The sequence below is a fragment of the Kitasatospora sp. NBC_01560 genome (genome assembly GCF_045208415.1).
GTDB lineage: Bacteria > Actinomycetota > Actinomycetes > Streptomycetales > Streptomycetaceae > Kitasatospora.
In genome coordinates this window covers 265,796-281,752 of the sequence record NZ_CP109364.1, presented here as the reverse complement: position 1 = coordinate 281,752, position 15,957 = coordinate 265,796, and the positions used below count along the sequence as shown (strand labels likewise).

The following is a 15,957-nucleotide window of genomic DNA, read 5'->3' as shown; positions in this document are numbered from 1 at the left end:
GATGACCGCACGACACATCGGCCCGCACCTCCTGGACCCGCGCTCCCTGCGCTGGAAGATCACTGCCCTGGTCGCGCTCGCCTGCGGTGCGGTTGCCGTGGTGATCGGCGTGCTCGTCCACCAGGCGACCGCGGAGCGCGGCGACCGGACCGGGCGCGACCAGGCGGTTGCGCAACTGGCGGCCGCCGAGAAGGAGTTCTCCCGTACCGGCCGCCGCCCCGACAACGCCTCCCTCGAACCCCTCGACGGCCTGCCCCGGCCGCTGGCCCGGGCCGTCGAAGGCTCGAAGGCGCCGGGGGACTACGCCCTGTGGTACGACGTCAAAGCACCGAACTGGTACTGGATGTGGGCAGCCGTCCCGGTCGGTGACGGCCAGGTGCTTGCCGTCCGGACCGACATGAGTGCCACCGTGCGCAGCCTCCAACTGCTGGACCGCAGCATCGTCAAGGCCGCCCTTGTCGCCCTGGCCGTTGCCGTCCCCGTCACCGTGCTGGCGGCGGAGCGGATGAACCGACGCCTGCGCCACGGCTCCCGGACCGCTCGCCGGATCGCGGACGGCGACCTCGATGCCCGGATCGGCCGCCGGGGCCGCGCCCGGGACGAGATCACCGAGATGTCCACGGCCGTGGACGAGATGGCCGCGACGCTGCAGGGCCGGCTCGCCGCGGAGAAGCGCTTCACCGCCGACGTCGCCCACGAACTTCGCACCCCGCTGATGGGCCTGGTCACGGCCGCCGGACTGCTGCCCGAGGACGACGAGGCCACCGATCTGGTCCGCACACAGGTCCGCGCCCTGCGCGCCCTGGTGGAGGACCTGCTGGAGGTCTCCCGCCTCGACGCCGGCGCCGAGAGCGCCCGACTCGACGAGGTCCCCCTGGGCGATCTCGTCGACGAGGTGAGCAGGAAGGGCGACGGCGACGTCCGGCTCCGGCTGACGACGCCCGCCACCGTCCGCACCGACCCGCGCCGCGTGGAGCGGATCCTCAGCAATCTCGTCGCCAACGCCCACCGGCACGGCACCGCCCCCGTCGAGGTCACCGTCACCGGCAGCCGGATCACCGTGCGAGACCACGGACCGGGCTTCCCGGACGCCCTCCTCGCCGACGGGCCGCAGCGCTTCCGCACCGGCGCCGCCGAACGGGGCCAGGGACATGGCCTCGGCCTCACCATCGCCACCGGGCAGGCGGTGGTCCTCAACGCCCGGCTGACCTTCGCGAACGCTCCCGACGGCGGAGCCCTCGCCACCCTCGACCTCCCCGACCCCTGAACCCCGAACCCCGAACGCACCCGGCAACCCCTGCGCCGGCGCCGACCTCGGCTGTGGTACCGGCGCAGCCGTTGTCGCTGAGAAGGATCATGGTTCGAGGCCGTGGCACGGGCGGCGACAACCACCTCTGTGCGGACACGCTCGTCACACGGTTCGCGGTCGGGAGCGAAGGTGTTCAGGGCCTGGCGGAGGTCATCCTCGAAGGCCGCCCGGTCGGGGCCGAGTGCGGCCGGGCTGGTGAAGCCGTAGGAGAGCTGAAGACCGATGATCTCCTCCGCGCTGCGGCTGACCGTCCGGTCCCAGTGGACCTCCTCGATCCGGGAGAACGGCGAGCGGAGCAGGACCTCCTGGTGACGCACGTCGGGGTACCCGGCCGGCCCGGATCCCCGCAGGCGTTCCGGGGCCGGATGGCAACGGCGGACCTCCTCGACCACGCGCAGCCGGGGCGGCGGTTCGAGGTCGTCGTGCTGGGCGCCGCAGGTCGCCAGCACCACCGCACCCCCGGGCTCGATCAGGGTGTCCAGGTCGCGTAGCAGCCGTTCCCGGTCGGTCCAGTGGAACGAGGCTCCCATCACCGCCAGCAGCACCGGTCCCACGTCCATCGCGAGCAGTGTGTCGGAGCTTCCGAGGCGCCAGTCGATGCCGGTCACCCCTGCCCGGGCGGCGAGCCGGCGGCCCTCGGCGAGCATGGCAGGCTCCGGATCGACGGCGATCACCTCGCGCAGGAGGGGAGCCGGCGGCAGCGTGCGAGCCCCGCTGCCCGCCCCCAGGTCCAGCACGCGCTGGGACCCGTCCAGAGCGAAACGCCGGCCGAGCAGGGCGAACAAGTGGGGATCGTACGCGGGCCGGACGTCCGGGATGGTTCCGGCGGGTGGAGCTCCTGACCCTGCCCGCGTTGCCAGGCCTGCTGTCCCGCCCGTTGCTTCGGGGCCTGCTGCTCCTGGCCGCCGCGGCGTTACTGTCCCCGACCCCCCGCCCCTGCCGCTCCTACTCGGTTTTCAGGCGGGTAGCTTTCGTGTCATGACGGTTGGGGGCGGTGCGGGCCGGCGGTGGGCGGTCGGGCTGTGGGCAGTGCTGACGGGGATGTGCGTGTGTGCGGCGGGCATCGCCCTCGTGCTCGGGCTGTCCCTGGTCGCGCCGCAGGAGTCGCTGGAGCGTGTGACGGTGTCGGAGTGTGAGACCAGACATGCCGGCCGCAACGACTACGTGCAGTGCGACGGCCTTCTCGCCGACGGCACCCATGTCTCGCTACGCCACGACGGTCACCCCGGCGAGCATGTGGACGCGGTGAAGACGCCATGGGGCTCCTACGTCGTCCCCTGGAAGGGCTTCACGGCCTGGGCTGCCGCCTTGGCGGCTCCACTGGCTCTGCTCCTGGCCGCAGTCGCGTGCACCATTGCCCTGCGAAAAGCGCTCCGGCAGACGCGGTACCGGGCATCGTTCAGTCTTCGCTGGGACGAGTGTGCGCCACGAAGTACTGGACGATCGCGTGGAGCTGAAAGACCGTCTCGGCCGGGCCGTCGCAACGCTCTGGTGAAGCAGGGGACGGCCTGACCCGGGGAACGCCGGGGAGGGCGCCAAGCTGCCCCGAGAACGGTGGGACGTGCCGGGACCACCGGACGGCGCGGGTCGGTCCAGCGAGGTTGAAGCTCCGTAAGCAAGGAGCCGGCTCAAACCTGGTGGATGGATTCGGGGAGACGTCGTCCACACCAGGGGCAGAAGTCGATAGTGATGCTCGATGTGCCGCCGTCGTGGATGATCAGCCCGTACTCCTGGAACTTGGTGCTGAAGGTGATCAACGCGTCCGGACAGGCAAAGGGATCGTTGTGCTGGTCGCAGGGCACGTTCACCCGGCGGCTCATCGCCTCGCAGCAGTGACTGGTCATGACCTCGGCTTCTCGTTGATCGACACTACGCCCCGAAGTAGATCACGGTCTGTGATGATCGCTGGGTGGCACGTTCGTGCACGACAGTGACCGCATCCGCCCGGTGCCCGAACCCGACGAACCGCCTCCGAGTACCGGCCCCCACCTCGGCACCTGGCGGGACGCCGTCCGGGTTCCCGGCGAACTGGCCGGTCCGCCCGGCACCGTCCAGGCGGACCGCTGCTGGCGCCTGGTCCGGCTGCGCGCGGACGGCGTGTGGCGGGTGTCCGCCCCTGGGCGTACGCCGCAGGTCCCAGGGCTGGATGGTCTCGCGGGATGGATGCCATATCGACCACCGCGTCGCCCGCGGGCGACGCACCGCGCGGCCTTCCTCCGGAGAGGGCACACCGCCTGGAGAGGGCACACCTGCGATGACGAGAACGAAGGTCATGACCTGGGTGGGGGGTGTCCTCTGCGTCCTCGCGGTGGGTCTGCTCATCGGAGGTGCGCCGCGGGCTTCGGGCACGGTCCACGGCATCGGGCGCTGCTGGCGGCGAGCCTGCTCGTCGGCGTTCTGCGACGCGGGCCGATCCTGGCTCTGGCCATGGCACTCTTCGGATCCATCGCCGTGGTTGTGGGCCTCCGGAGCGCCGCCCCGGTGGACCTGTCGGCTTCGTACCAGAACCCGTTTCTGCCGTTCCTGGCGGTGGACCTTGTCCTCGGCTTCATCGTCGCCACCCGCGCCCAGCGGGCTTCGACCGTCGCCTCCTGGACGACACGGTAGGCCGACCGGTCGATGTCGGCCGGCAGCGGGCGCCTTTCCCCCGCTGCGGCGCACGTCGACCTGTACCCCGGTGTCTGCCGCAGGTCCTGCGCGCCCACCTCGCCCGCGCTCTGGCCGACCAGGGCAGTCGTAGCCGGCCTGGCTCCCGCCTCGGATACCGTGTTCCTCTACGGGGTGCCACAACGGATGTGACGCCCCCCACCGGAGGTAGTCAGCGTATGAGTTCAAAGCGCAGCAAGAATCCAGCCCTGCCCGTGCTCGACGACGCATTCCGACTCGCGTCGGTCAAGGACGCCGAAGAGTCCACCCGTGACTTGGCCGCGCGGCTGGCCACCACCGAGCTGCGCCGCGTTTCCCACCCGGGCCGGGTCACCTGGGATCCCACCGATCAGGCCGAGCCCGTGCCGGTCCCGCCGACTGTGGTCGACGGTGACGGGGACCTGTGGCTGCGGGACCGGGGCACTGGCACCTGGACCATGCCCGAGTTCGACCCGAAGGAGTTCCCGGCCCGCTGTGGCGAGGTTCTGACGTGGAACGAGCTTGCCTGCGAGTTCGGCCCGCTGACCGGACTGGCCGACGACCGCCGCATCGGCGGCGGCCGGCGCTGACCGCGCAGCCTTCCGGGACGACCGCGCCCCTGAAGCGCCCGTTGCGGGTAGCTGGGAGCTCCGGCTCACCGCCGGGCCCGACGATGGCGGCGAGCAGGTGAGCGTGGTGGTCGGTCACGATGTCTCCATGTTGCAGCCGGATACGTCGTCGCTGTCCGTGGGGGTCGGGGTGGAAGAAGCGGGTCTAGCGGAGTCCGGTCTCCGGAGTGATGTTGAACACCGCGCATAGGTGCTGCGGGTCAGCGCCGGTGACGGCGGCCTCTTCGAGGATTCGGTCCTCGCGAAGTTGCTGGGCGGTGACCGGGAGGCCGCGCAGCAGAGGCTGCATCCAGCCGGTTGTGACCGGGGCCCGGGTGTGCGCGGTCTGCGAGCTGATGAACTCGTCAGGGTTGCGGGTATGTGGCCAGCGCTGGTGCCGGCGGGGTGTTCACCCTGCTGGCTCCGGCTCGCCGAGCAGCGGGGCCTCACGGACACCGAGGTCGTCGCGGACAGCTGGTAACAGGGCGCGAATTCGATGCTCGCCGATTCGTCCGCTCCTACTCGGCCGGCAAGCGCGCCGCGCGCACGGGTGAGGCGATCGAGACCGCGGCGTCCCGGACGGTGAAGTTCACCGCGGGAAGGCTTTCAAGGACGCCGTCAACACCCGGGGTTGACCTGGCCGCCGGCTGCTGCTGCGTCTGCGCGGCAGGGTGCGGCGGTCCGCCCCGGACGGCGTGGTGTGCGGTGGATCCGGATCCGGATCCGTGGCCGGCTGCGCCGTTGGCGCCTGTCTCGTGCCGGGAACCGGCCGGGCCGGCCGCCCGCATCCGAGATGCGGGCGGTGGCCGTCGTGTGTCGATGGTGCCGGAACCGGTCGCGGGGGCGGGGCCGGTGAGTGGGCCGGGTGCTCATTGGCCATTGAGTGGCCGCCGCGAGGTCCGGCGGGCTGGCCTGTGTCCGTCCGGGCGTCGCCGTCGTCGCGAGTCGGTCACCCTCCGGACCGTGACCGGGACATCCGGCCGTGCGCGGCGTCGTGCGCGAGCGGTGTGCGGGGGTGTGGTGCGGTAGGCGATGTGGAGGGTGTCGCCGCTGCCCCCGGCCAGTGCGGGCCCTGACATCGTGGCCGCGTCGGGAACCTGCTGGTTCCAGCCGGTCCAGGTGCTGCCGTCCGCTGCTCGATGGACACGGCCCGGCCGTCCAACGTCTCCTTCAGGACAGCCGTTTCGGGGTTCAGGTGGACCACGCCGTCGACCAGCACCAAGCGGGCCGCACCCGGGTGGCGGGTGGCCGTACACCCGCTCGCCTGCTGACTACTGGGGCAGTGCGGTCCCGCCTTGGCGGGCGCGGGGTCGGAGTGCGTCGCGCAGGTCGGTGAGGTCGGTGAGGGTGGCCTGTTCGGCGAAGCGGGCCAGGAGCCGGCGCAGGGTGCGCTCGTCGCGGTCGCGGACGGCTTCGGCGAGGGCGGTCAGCAAAGACTCCCTCGTATGGGGGACGGGCGTGCACGCTGCCGACATGTCCCGGATTCCTTCCACCGGTCACCTTCCTGCTCGTCGTCCCTGGTCCCGCGCGGCGTGTTCCGGCCCGCGCGCGGGCCGAAGACTACCTTCCCTCCGAACACCGAAAAATCTGTGCTGGCTGAAGTAGACATTGATGGGGGGAGTGGCTAGTGTTTCTCTCGTAACCAGCAGTCAGCAGGGCCCGCCAGACACGAACTGGCGGGAGGCAGCGCAGAGAAGTTCGCAGGTCGGCACGGTTGTGGGGTTCTGAAGCCAGGTTGGTGCAGTACGGCGACGGGACCGGCGGCCGGGCCGGGCGGCCCGCAGTGATCAGGGGCCGCCGCCCAGCGGTACCGCAGTGAGTGGAGCAGCAGTACCGGCAGTACGCCGGGCGCGCCGTGCAGGCGGGCGTGAGGCAGTGATGCAGGAGAGCGGCACGGCAGCGGAGCTCCGAAGCCAGAGCAGAGAAGTACGGCGACGGGGTTGGCGGCCGGGCCAGGTGGCCCGCGCTGGTCAGGGGCCACCGAGAGCGGCGGTACCGCAGTAAGTGCAGGCGAAGTCGATTCGCAGTCACCAGTGGTTGCAGTACGCAGGGTCTCAGCAAAGGCGCCGGACTGCGGGCGCGCGTGCTGGGAAGTCCGGGCAGTGGGGTTCCGAGCCGAGCGGTGTGCAGGACGGGCGACGGGGCTGGCTGCTGGACAACCGGTGGGCCTGCATGGCCACCACAGCGGTACGCAGTATCGGGCAGTACCCGTGTTGACCAGGCAGTTCGCAGTACCAGCAGTTGGCAGTACCGAAGTTCCAGTAGTTCGCAGGATGTCAGTTGACGCAGAGGAAGAACGGAGGGCGCTAGCGCCATCAGGATCGCCCGGCCCGTGAGATGAGTGGTTCTTCGTCCGGGCGGACACCGCAGACCCCTCAGTTACGAAGGACGGTGGTTTCCGGTCACGCATACGCGATCCCCGCGATCATCCTCCCCGGAGGAGTTGCGGACACAAGGACCGGCCCAGGGCCGGTAGATGGTGAAGTTCCCCTTCGGGGCCCCGGAGCCGCAATGGCGCCGGGGCCCCTCGATGCGTTCCCGAACCCAGATATGAAGAGGTGCAGTGACCACGGCCACCAACCGACCGGACACCCCGGACGCCGTCAGCTCCTTCGACGACGATGACTACCCCGCCTACACCATGGGCCGCGCCGCCGCGATGACCGGCACCACCGCCGGCTTCCTACGCGCCCTCGGCGAACAGGGCCTCATCACCCCACTGCGGTCCGACGGCGGCCACCGCCGCTACTCCCGCTACCAACTGCGGATCGCGATGCGCGCCCGAGACCTCGTCGACCAGGGCACCGCGATCGACGCCGCCTGCCGCATCGTCATCCTCGAGGACCAGCTCGAAGAGGCCTTGCGTATCAACGAGGAACTCCGCCGCTCCGGCGCCGCCCCCCGGACCGCCGCCGACACCTGATCCGCCCGCCCCCGGTCTGCGGTGAGCGCACACTCACCGCCGGCCGCCCGGCACACCCCGCCCGTCCGCGATGCCGTGGTGCGTTCGGCTCCGCCGCCCCTCTGCGGAAACCGCCGGTTGGGCCGGCCGGTGCGCAGCGGACCGCCCGGCCCGGTTTCGGTGGCGGGGTCCACGATCCCCGGGTGCCCGACACGATCACCCCCACCGAGGCCCCCGCACCCGCCGAGACCACCGGCGGGCCGGCCGAGGTGCCACCGGCACTCCAGGTCTGGGATTCGGCGCCACAGGACTGGCGCCGCCGCCGGTGGCGTCGGTGGCCAAGATGGCGCTGGAGGTCACCTCGTGCCGCCGGCCGCACTCGGCACAGCGGACGTCGGTTGGCCCGCCGGTCCAGGTGTGGGCCTGGCTTGTGCTCACCGCGTCGACGTCCAGTACCGATTCCGGGACGAACCTCACCGCCCTCAGTGGCGCGGCTACGGGGCCTGTTCCGTCAGAGCCGAGAGGTCGACCACCTGGTCAGACGGTGGAGCGGTCACCAGAACGGGCAGGCCGTAGTTGCTGAAGTCGATCTGGAAGTCGTAGGCCTGGGACTCCACGCGCACGGGACGCGGTGAGCCCTCCGCCGCGATGTACCCCAGGTACGGCGGGTTGTCCGGGCTGGTGACCAGGAAGCTCGCTGCCTTCCTTCCTCCCACCGTGATCCCACCGCCCGAGCGCGCCTGTTCGGCCGGGTTCGGGGCGCCCACGACGGGGACCTTCGTCAGGTCGCAGAACCCTCCGACGTCCTCGAGTTCCTGACCCGGAGAGAGCCGGACCCATCGTTCGCCGTACCTGGTCGCAACCGCGGCGCCCCACTGTCGGACGAATGCCTGCGGGTCCAATCGGACGAAGGTCTCCTCCTTGATTCGAAGAAACCGGCTCGGGCCCTGTCCCTGCTCGGTCGAGGTGCCCGTGCATCTGCCGTCGCGATCGGCCGATATTGCGAAGACGGCGCGATGCCCGTCCTTCAGGGCGAAGCCCGTCATCGTCACCGAGGCGGCCTTGCGGAACTCGGTCTGCGCCGTTGTCTGCAGAACCGGCCCGGTCATGGACTCCAGCTCCGCACCGGGGCTCACCGTGGTCGTAGGGGCCGTGCGCCCGGCCCGCGCAACCGTCCTGCTGTGGCCGGCCAGCCCGACTGCAGTGACAACGACAAGGGGTAGTGCGAGGCCGGCTGCGACGGCTGCGCGCTTGATACGCGGGATCGGGATCACTCCGTGACTCGTTCTGCTGATCGTATGTTCGAACAGATCCGAAACGATGCCGGTCGCAGCTCCGATACGTCAACAAGAGTTTCACGACCGTGATCGCCGCCACCCGCACCTTCTCCTCGCCCGCCCCCCTGACCGCCGACCTACGACGCCCCTGGCAACGACCGCCGGCACCGAACAGGCTCACCCCGGCCCGGGTGCGCCGCGGGTTCCGGCACCTGCACGCGAAGGTGCCGCCGCCAGCCGCAGTTCCAAAGTCCTCCCGGCCCGGTCCCGGTCGGTAGGCGGTGGCGCGTATGCCGATCGGGGTGTTTACGGGGGCGTGGGCGCGATTTCGGCCGTACCGATGAGTTGTGGGCGGATCCGCAGTCCACACTCCGGATCGACTGACAGCGGTGGGCCCGTGCCGGGAACGTTCCGGTGCGGGAGGAAGCACATGGAGGCAGTGATGGGCATCAACGACTTCGAGCCGGGGCGTACGGTCCGGACGGGCGAGCGGGGGACGGGGACGCGCGGTCCCCGGGTGTTGGTGGCGGGGGCGAGCATCGCGGGACCGGCGCTGGCCCACTGGCTGCGCCGGCGGGGGGCCGAGGTGACCGTGGTGGAGCGGGCTGTCGGGCTGCGGCCCGGTGGGCAGGCGGTGGACGCACGCGGGGTCGCCAAGGAGGTCATCAGGCGCATGGGGCTGGACGCGGCGGTCCGCGCGGCGTGCACCGACACCGCCGGCGCGCACACCGTGGACGCGGACGGGCGGGTGTTGGAGACCTTCCGTGCGGATGACGACGGCGGCGACGGGTTCATCGCGGACATCGAGATCCTGCGCGGGGACCTGTCCCGAGTGCTCTACGACGACACCCGCGACGGCGTCGAGTACCTCTTCGGCGACCGGATCGCCGGGCTCGCCCAGGACGCGGACGGGGTCGACGTGGTCTTCGAGGGTGGCGACCGGCGGCGCTTCGACCTGGTGGTCGGGGCCGACGGGCTGCACTCGGAGCTGCGGGCGACGGTCTTCGGGCCGCATCGGCAGTTCCTGCACCACCTCGGGCACGTGCTGGCCTTCTACAGCGTGCCGAACGAGTTCGCTCTCGATCGCTGGCTGCTTGAGTACCAGGACGAGGAGTCCGGGCGCTCGGTCCTCCTGCGCCCCGTCCAGGACGCTGCCCGGGCGATGGCCATGTTCTACTCCGCCTCGGCCGACTTCGACGTCGACCACCGTGATGTCGCGGCCCAGAAGCGCCTGCTGCGCGAGCGGATGGCGGGCCTGGGCTGGCTGGCCCCGGACATCCTCGCGCACCTGGACGACACCCCGGACTTCTACCTCGACCAGGTCGCCCAGGTGGTGATGGACCGCTGGTCGAGCGGCCGGGTGGGGCTGCTCGGGGACGCGGCGTTCAGCTCGTCACCGATGTCCGGACAGGGCACCGGGCTGGCACTGGTCGGCGCCTACGTGCTGGCCGGAGAGCTGGCCGCCGCCGCGTGGGACCCCGGTACCGGGTTCGCCCGCTACGAGGCACGGATGCGCCCGTTCGTCGAGGCCAACCAGGAGATCGGCCGACTGAACGCCCGCAGCCGCGACGTTCCCGGGCCGGACGCCGGGCCGCTTCCCGATTTCGCCGGCGAATGGTTCACCGAGCTGGTGGGGCGCGCGATCAACGGCATCGAGCTGCCCGACTACGCGGGGGTGCCGGACTCCGCGGCTCCGGCCGGATCCCCGATCACGCGGTCGTCCACGCCGTAGGCAGGTCCCCGTGGCGGAGGCCGTGGCGGGGTGCCGCAGAAGTCGTGGACCGACGCCGGGCGCATCCACGGCCTCGGCATCACCGTGCCCGCGCGGTCGTACTCACCGCGACGTTCGACGTGCGGGTGCTCGGTGCTCGGTGCTCGGAGCCGTCCGGCTTCCGGCAGAAGTCGGACTTTCGCCCGCGTAGCCCGGTGCGGAGCCTCCACGGTGTCCCGACGGAGTGACCGTCGGAGTGACCGCCGGACAGGTGCAGGGGTGCACCCCCGTCGCACGGGCACGGGGCACCAGGGCGGCGGCCTGCCCGAGCCGGTTCGCGCGCCGAGGAGCAGGACGATCGAAGCGCTGGAGGCCGCCACCGGGCGCCGAGCCCCGGACCAGGTGCTCCCCGCGCTCCGGTGCGGTGGCGCGCCATGCAATTACCCTCTATAGGTTGTTGCATACTCTTCGCAATAAGGTGGAGTGGTGGGGCCGCCCGGGGCCGTCGACCGCCGTCCGCGGTCGGGAGGAAGGGCACGCTGATGGAGGAACGCGGAGGCGTGTTGTCGGGGGCGGCGCCGCGGCCGGTGCATCCGGACCACGGCCGGCTGGTCCGCGACGAGGATGTGGACCTGGTGTTCTGTCACCTGTGCGGGCGGGGCTTCCGGTCGCTGGGCGCCCACATCCGGTGCACGGCCTCAGCGCCGCCGAGTACCGTGCCCGCTTCGGCCTGCTCCGGCGCGGGGCGCTCAGCTCCCGCGCCCTGAGCCGGGATCGCTCGATGCGGCAGGCGGGCCTGTTCCGCGCGACACCCGGGATGCGCGAGGACTTCGCGGTCGGGCACGCGATGGCACGCGACGGCTCGCTCACCCGCGCGGCGCGGACGGCGGTCCGCGGCGACCTGCCGGCGGAGCTGATCCGGGTGCGGCGCGAGAAGCTCGACGCCGGGCGTCGCACTCGGGCGCTGCGCGCCGGGCGGCGCACGGACACCCGGGTCCGGTCGGCGGGCTTCCCCGACGTGGCCACCGCGCTCCATGCCCTGTACGTGGAGCGGGAGCTGAGCATCGAGGAGGTGGCTCGGCACCTGGCGGTCGGGCGGGGGAGGGTCCCGGCCCTGCTCGCGCAGCAGGGCATCCCGGTGCGGGCCACCGGCGTGAACTCCGGGGCGGGGAAGCGGGCCCGGGTGGGTCTCAACGACGCCCGGGCAGCGGAGCGGGTGGGTGCGGAGGACATCGTGCTGTGGCTGAGGGAAGGGCAGGCCGCCGGTGCGACGCTGCGTGGCCTGGCCGCGGCGGTGGGGCGCAGCGTGCCGTGGGTCGTGGCCCGCCTTCGCCGGTGAGCCGCGGCGCGCTCCGGTCCGGCGCTCGGGGTGGGTGTGGGTCCGGGCCGGGGCCGATGCGTGGTTCAGGGCGCGTCGGGGCTGTCCGGGCGGTTCGCAGGGCGTGTGCCCGGGCGGCGGGGGATCGGCGGTTCGGGCGTCTTCCCGGTTGGTTCCGCCGCGGCGGGCACAGCCACGTCCGCGGGGTGCGGTACGGGTGCCGATCGCCGGGCAGACGCCGGGCAGGGGATCGGCCCGTCCGGGACCATCCAGCGAAGGAGCCCGGCATGAATCCCGTCGAGCGCTTCCTGCGCGTCGTCGACCGCGCACAGCAGCACCACACTCCGCTCGCCGTTCCGGTCGGGGTGATGAAGAAGTACGGGGACGACCGCGGCGGACTGCTCGCCGCTCTGATCACGTACTACGGCTTCGTCGCACTCGTCCCGCTGCTGCTCCTGCTGAGCACCGCGCTCGGCTTCGTCCTGCACGGCCACCCCGACGCGCAGCAGGCCGTCGTCGACTCGGCGCTCTCCGACTTCCCGATCATCGGCGACCAACTGCGCCAGAACGTCCACAGTGTGCAGGGCAGCGGGCCGGCGCTGGTCGTCGGCGTACTCGGTCTGCTGTACGGGGCCCTGGGTATCGCGCAGGTCCTCCAGCACGCGATGGCCGAGGTCTGGAACGTCCGCGGAGTCGAACGGCCCGGCTACTGGCCGCGCCTGGTTCGCAGCCTTCTGCTGTTCGCCGCCCTCGCCGCCGGCCTGCTGCTGGCCACGGCGGCCGCCGCCCTGGTCGGCACCGCCCTGTCCGGCCTGTTCGCCCGCATCGGCGCCCTCGTGCTGTCCGCCGTGCTGAACGCCGCCCTGCTTCTGGTCTGCTTCCGCATCCTGACCCCCGCCGACGTCCCCACCCGCGCCCTGACTCCGGGCTGCGCCGTCGCCGGCCCGCTGTTCACCCTGCTGCAGGCCTTCGGCGCCGTGCTGGTCACCCACCAGCTTCGCCACGCCACCGCGGTGTACGGGTTCTTCGCCACCGTGATCGGGCTGCTGTCCTGGCTGTACCTCGCCGCCCAGATCACTGTCTGTGCGGCGGAGACGAATGTGGTGCTCCACCGCAGGCTGTGGCCGCGAAGCCTGTTGCAGCCCCCGCTGACCGGAGCGGACGAGGAGGTCCTGGAGGCGGTGGCCCGTCAGGAGGAGCGCCGGCCGGAACAGCGCGTCGATGTCGTCTTCACGGACGAGGTCGAGGACAAGGACGAGGACAAGGACGAGGACGACGCGGCCGGACCGGACCGAAGGGGCCGGACCCGGCACGGTGCTGGTGGGTCGGGCCCGTGACCGCGCCCTCGACGCGGGCGGGGAACGGTCGCCCGCACACCCGGGTCGTTCCCGCTTCATCGGTGACCGACACCACGGCCAGCTCACCCCGGCACGCACTGGTCACGTGCAGTTCGGTGATGTCGTCGAGCACCGGTGCGGCCATGGGAAAGCCTCCTGAGTGGTCGTGCGGACGGGCGCCGTGCACCCGGGTTGCCGAGGAGCGGTCCGTCCGCCTTGTGCCGTCGGCGGTTCGGCGCGATCCGGCTGCCGTCAGGTGTGAAGCGCGCTGGACCGGGCAGCCGGGCGGTACCGAAGTACCGCCGCGCCGGCCCGCCGGACCGGCCACGTCAGGAGGATGCACATGACGAATGATCTGACCGGCCGGCAGGACCCCGCCCGGCTGAACGGGCTGAACGGGCTGAACGAGCCGCGCGAGCTGAACGAGGACGGGCGGAACCGGGACGAGGTGGACGGGGCCGGGCGGGACGCGACCCCGAAGCACCGTGCCGAGGACCGGGGCGGCGAACAAGCCGCACACGGAGCCTCGGACACGCAGGACGGGGCCACCCCTCCGGCCGCGGACACGGTGGCCCCGTGAAAGCGCCGAACGCGGACATGGCCACCCGCTGACGAAAGGAGAGTTCAGTGAAGCGCACACGCACACGCGCAAGCACGCTCCGCGAGACCGCGACGAGGGCCGGGAAGGCCGTTCGCGCAGAGGCACTGCACGTCGAAAAGGCGGCTGCTCGGACGGGCAAGCAGGTGGCAGCCCGGCTGGGCCCGGTCAGCACGGAGGTGCACTCCGCGGTCGGCCATGCGAGCGACCGGGCCCGGGACGGCTACCTCCACCTGGCACGGAACCTGAATCCGCGGGTGACCCGCCGGCGCAGGCGCCGGCGCACCGCGACGGGCTTCGCCGCCGCCGCACTCCTCGGACTGGCGGGGGTGCTGGTGTGGCGCCGGTGGGCCGGAACCGCCGCTCAGGACGACCTCCCGGAACTGGTGGACCGCAAGGGCGAGGTGCCGGCGCCGGACGAGGCCGTGGCGGCGGTCTCGTCCGGCGGTACCGCTGCCGCGGACATGGTCGCGGAGGGAGCACCCACCTCCGGATCCGTCGGGCGTCGGTGACCGGCCTGCACGCGAATCGCAGTGGAGCGGGCTCCCGTTGCCCGCGTGCGGGCGCGGCGCGCATCCGGATCCTCCGCTAGCGGCGGCAGGCGGCGGCCGCCGCAAACGGTCGGGGCACCTCTGCAGACGGGTGCCCCGACCGTTCTCCGTTTCCCGGCTTCGGGGCGCGGCTCGTGCGCCTCACCCTGACCTCGAACCGTACGGGGGGATCGGTGCCTCACCTCCAGGGCGCGAGCACCTCCCTCATCGACTCCGCCATCGCGATCTGCAGCAGCGGGCCGAAGGTGACCCGGCGGACGCCCAGGCGGCGAAAGCGTTCGAGGTCGTGCTTGACGGGATGGGCCGTGGAGTTCACGGGAACGGCGAGGGCACCCGTCACCGTCGCCAGCAGGTCGTCGTTGTCCTGGATGCCGACCGGGTAGACGCTGTCGGCGCCGGCCTGCTCCAGGGCTCGCAGTCGTTCGATGGCCTCGTCGAGGACGGCGGAGGGATCCTCCACGGGCAGAAAGAGATCGGTGCGTCCGTTGACCCAGACCGGGACACCGGCGTTGTCGGCCGCCGCGCGCAGCTCGCCGATGTAGCTTGCGTGTTCCTGTGTGCTGCGCAGGCGTCCTCCGTCCGAGTGGACGGTGTCCTCGATGTTGAGGCCGACGCCGCCGATCCCGATGAGTCCGGCGACGAGATCCGCGGGCTGCTGTCCGTATCCGGCCTCCAGGTCCACGGAAACGGGGATGTCGACCGCGGCGACGATCGGCCTGACAGCGGCGAGTACCTCCTCGAAGGTCTGTCCCTCGTGGTCCTCCGCCCCCCGGGAGTCGGCGAGTGGATGACTGCCGACGGTCAGTGCGGGGAACCCGGCTGCTGCTGCTGTTCGTGCGGACCAGACGTCCCAGACGGTCGGCAGCACGAGCGGCGTGTACTCGGTGTGCAGCTGCCTGAGTCGTTGGGCCCGCTCAACGGTCGTATGAAAGTCCATGTCCTGGACGCTACCCCCGGATTGCCACGAGGAACGCGTTGGCGGGGCCGCGACCGGGCGACCGGCAGCCCCACGAGCTGCGCCCCGTCATGTGGCGCGCGTTCTTCGCCCACCCCGTGGCCATGGTCCTCGGCCACCCCGACTGGGGGCGGGTCGGCGAGCAGCACCTGGCCGTCCCGCAGATGGAGCCGAGCAAGGACTTCATCCTGCGGGCGGTCGCGCTGATCGGTGCTCCGGTCCCGCCGGCGTCGTCCGGGCAGCACTCCGTTCGATACCGCTTGCAGCAGCACCGGTATCGAACGTCCTGTCAGGACCTCGCTGTCCGTGCCTCCGGCCAGTGTGCCGGCGACCGTCGACCAGAGCAGGGAAAGGGTCCTCCGCCATGCCGTCACTCCTTCGCCCACGCGCGCTCTCGCCCGGCGATGTCGTCGGTAGCCGCGCCCTCCGGCCCACTGGACGGAGCGGACGCACCGCTCCTGGCCCGTGGTGTCGGGACACTTCGGCAGCTGGGTTTCGAGGTGCGCGACTCGGCGGTGCTCGCCGAGGGCCGCCCACGCTGGTGGGCGGCGGGCTCATCGGCCACGCCGGCCCCAATCTCCCGCTGCCGCTGGGCATCCACGCGGAGGTCGACGCCACCGCGCGGACCTTGACTCTCCTGGAGGCCGCCGTCACGGTCTGATCATCGGCACGCTCCGCAACGGTCCGAGCCCGGAACGACCGTCCACGTGACCGCCGGCGAGGCGAAGGAGAGCGACGGCACCTCTGTCGGAGGGCGTTCGCGCGC

At 71.9% G+C, this 15,957-nt stretch carries 15 protein-coding genes and 1 pseudogene; 10 read left to right on the top strand and 6 right to left on the bottom strand.

Features of this window, described 5'->3' with window-relative positions; all coding sequences use genetic code 11:
* Position 1 precedes the first annotated feature (1 nt).
* Complete coding sequence (locus OH807_RS01075) at positions 2 to 1,267, top strand: sensor histidine kinase (RefSeq protein WP_406192516.1); 1,266 nt, start codon at positions 2 to 4, stop codon at positions 1,265 to 1,267.
* 350 nt (positions 1,268 to 1,617) lie between these two features.
* Positions 1,618 to 1,800 carry a hypothetical protein gene (locus OH807_RS01070; protein WP_406192513.1) on the top strand — a complete coding sequence of 61 codons (183 nt, stop codon included), beginning with the start codon at positions 1,618 to 1,620 and terminating at the stop codon, positions 1,798 to 1,800.
* A gap of 15 nt (positions 1,801 to 1,815) precedes the next feature.
* Here the strand turns inward: OH807_RS01070 and OH807_RS01065 are convergent.
* Positions 1,816 to 2,046: pseudogene (locus OH807_RS01065) on the bottom strand (methyltransferase domain-containing protein); the annotation flags it as partial.
* Between the two features lie 891 nt (positions 2,047 to 2,937).
* Positions 2,938 to 3,153 (bottom strand): DUF6980 family protein, encoded by a 216-nt coding sequence (locus OH807_RS01060; RefSeq protein ID WP_406192510.1) that lies wholly within the window; start codon positions 3,151 to 3,153, stop codon positions 2,938 to 2,940.
* A gap of 583 nt (positions 3,154 to 3,736) precedes the next feature.
* Here OH807_RS01060 and OH807_RS01055 point away from each other — a divergent pair.
* A complete protein-coding gene (locus OH807_RS01055) occupies positions 3,737 to 3,916 on the top strand; it encodes a hypothetical protein (protein ID WP_406192507.1) in 180 nt (59 codons plus the stop codon).
* Between the two features lie 218 nt (positions 3,917 to 4,134).
* Positions 4,135 to 4,524: a hypothetical protein gene (locus OH807_RS01050; RefSeq protein ID WP_406192504.1), complete on the top strand. Its 390-nt coding sequence runs from the start codon at positions 4,135 to 4,137 to the stop codon at positions 4,522 to 4,524.
* A 184-nt stretch (positions 4,525 to 4,708) separates the two neighbouring features.
* Here OH807_RS01050 and OH807_RS01045 read toward each other — a convergent pair whose 3' ends face one another.
* Both OH807_RS01045 and OH807_RS01040 read right to left on the bottom strand, forming a co-directional pair.
* Entirely contained in the window at positions 4,709 to 4,852 is a 144-nt protein-coding gene (locus OH807_RS01045) for a hypothetical protein (RefSeq protein ID WP_406192501.1), read from the bottom strand.
* 961 nt (positions 4,853 to 5,813) lie between these two features.
* A complete protein-coding gene (locus tag OH807_RS01040) occupies positions 5,814 to 5,975 on the bottom strand; it encodes a hypothetical protein (RefSeq protein WP_406192498.1) in 162 nt (53 codons plus the stop codon).
* 1,208 nt (positions 5,976 to 7,183) lie between these two features.
* Between OH807_RS01040 and OH807_RS01035 the strand changes: the two genes are divergently transcribed.
* On the top strand, positions 7,184 to 7,465 hold the full coding sequence (locus OH807_RS01035) for a MerR family transcriptional regulator (protein ID WP_406210619.1): 282 nt from the start codon (positions 7,184 to 7,186) through the stop codon (positions 7,463 to 7,465).
* A 473-nt stretch (positions 7,466 to 7,938) separates the two neighbouring features.
* Here the strand turns inward: OH807_RS01035 and OH807_RS01030 are convergent, their stop codons facing one another.
* Positions 7,939 to 8,553, bottom strand: coding sequence for a hypothetical protein (locus OH807_RS01030; protein ID WP_406192495.1), 615 nt, complete (start codon positions 8,551 to 8,553; stop codon positions 7,939 to 7,941).
* Positions 8,554 to 9,151: 598 nt separating this feature from the next.
* On the opposite strand from OH807_RS01030, the gene OH807_RS01025 reads away from it, so the two are divergent.
* From OH807_RS01025 to OH807_RS01005, 5 genes are all read left to right on the top strand, one after another.
* Positions 9,152 to 10,453: an FAD-dependent monooxygenase gene (locus OH807_RS01025; RefSeq protein WP_406192492.1), complete on the top strand. Its 1,302-nt coding sequence runs from the start codon at positions 9,152 to 9,154 to the stop codon at positions 10,451 to 10,453.
* Positions 10,454 to 11,120: 667 nt separating this feature from the next.
* Entirely contained in the window at positions 11,121 to 11,771 is a 651-nt protein-coding gene (locus tag OH807_RS01020; protein ID WP_406192489.1) for a hypothetical protein, read from the top strand.
* Positions 11,772 to 12,037: 266 nt separating this feature from the next.
* Positions 12,038 to 13,087, top strand: a complete 1,050-nt coding sequence (locus OH807_RS01015) for a YihY/virulence factor BrkB family protein (protein ID WP_406192486.1) — start codon at positions 12,038 to 12,040, stop codon at positions 13,085 to 13,087.
* A 343-nt stretch (positions 13,088 to 13,430) separates the two neighbouring features.
* Entirely contained in the window at positions 13,431 to 13,667 is a 237-nt protein-coding gene (locus OH807_RS01010; protein ID WP_406192483.1) for a hypothetical protein, read from the top strand.
* Positions 13,668 to 13,714: 47 nt separating this feature from the next.
* A complete protein-coding gene (locus OH807_RS01005; RefSeq protein ID WP_406192480.1) occupies positions 13,715 to 14,197 on the top strand; it encodes a hypothetical protein in 483 nt (160 codons plus the stop codon).
* Positions 14,198 to 14,414: 217 nt separating this feature from the next.
* Here the strand turns inward: OH807_RS01005 and OH807_RS01000 are convergent, their stop codons facing one another.
* Positions 14,415 to 15,173, bottom strand: coding sequence for an isocitrate lyase/phosphoenolpyruvate mutase family protein (locus OH807_RS01000; RefSeq protein WP_406192477.1), 759 nt, complete (start codon positions 15,171 to 15,173; stop codon positions 14,415 to 14,417).
* Positions 15,174 to 15,957: the final 784 nt, after the last annotated feature.

Bases quoted from the DNA above. Each gene is read 5' to 3' on its own strand.
- OH807_RS01015 (WP_406192486.1), top strand. From the start codon at position 12,038: ATGAATCCCGTCGAGCGCTTCCTGCGCGTCGTCGACCGCGCACAGCAG.
- OH807_RS01075 (WP_406192516.1), top strand. From the start codon at position 2: ATGACCGCACGACACATCGGCCCGCACCTCCTGGACCCGCGCTCCCTG.
- OH807_RS01010 (WP_406192483.1), top strand. From the start codon at position 13,431: ATGACGAATGATCTGACCGGCCGGCAGGACCCCGCCCGGCTGAACGGG.
- OH807_RS01060 (WP_406192510.1), bottom strand. From the start codon at position 3,153: ATGACCAGTCACTGCTGCGAGGCGATGAGCCGCCGGGTGAACGTGCCC.
- OH807_RS01000 (WP_406192477.1), bottom strand. From the start codon at position 15,173: ATGGACTTTCATACGACCGTTGAGCGGGCCCAACGACTCAGGCAGCTG.
- OH807_RS01030 (WP_406192495.1), bottom strand. From the start codon at position 8,553: ATGACCGGGCCGGTTCTGCAGACAACGGCGCAGACCGAGTTCCGCAAG.
- OH807_RS01045 (WP_406192501.1), bottom strand. From the start codon at position 4,852: ATGCAGCCTCTGCTGCGCGGCCTCCCGGTCACCGCCCAGCAACTTCGC.
- OH807_RS01055 (WP_406192507.1), top strand. From the start codon at position 3,737: ATGGCACTCTTCGGATCCATCGCCGTGGTTGTGGGCCTCCGGAGCGCC.
- OH807_RS01035 (WP_406210619.1), top strand. From the start codon at position 7,184: ATGGGCCGCGCCGCCGCGATGACCGGCACCACCGCCGGCTTCCTACGC.
- OH807_RS01050 (WP_406192504.1), top strand. From the start codon at position 4,135: ATGAGTTCAAAGCGCAGCAAGAATCCAGCCCTGCCCGTGCTCGACGAC.
- OH807_RS01025 (WP_406192492.1), top strand. From the start codon at position 9,152: ATGGAGGCAGTGATGGGCATCAACGACTTCGAGCCGGGGCGTACGGTC.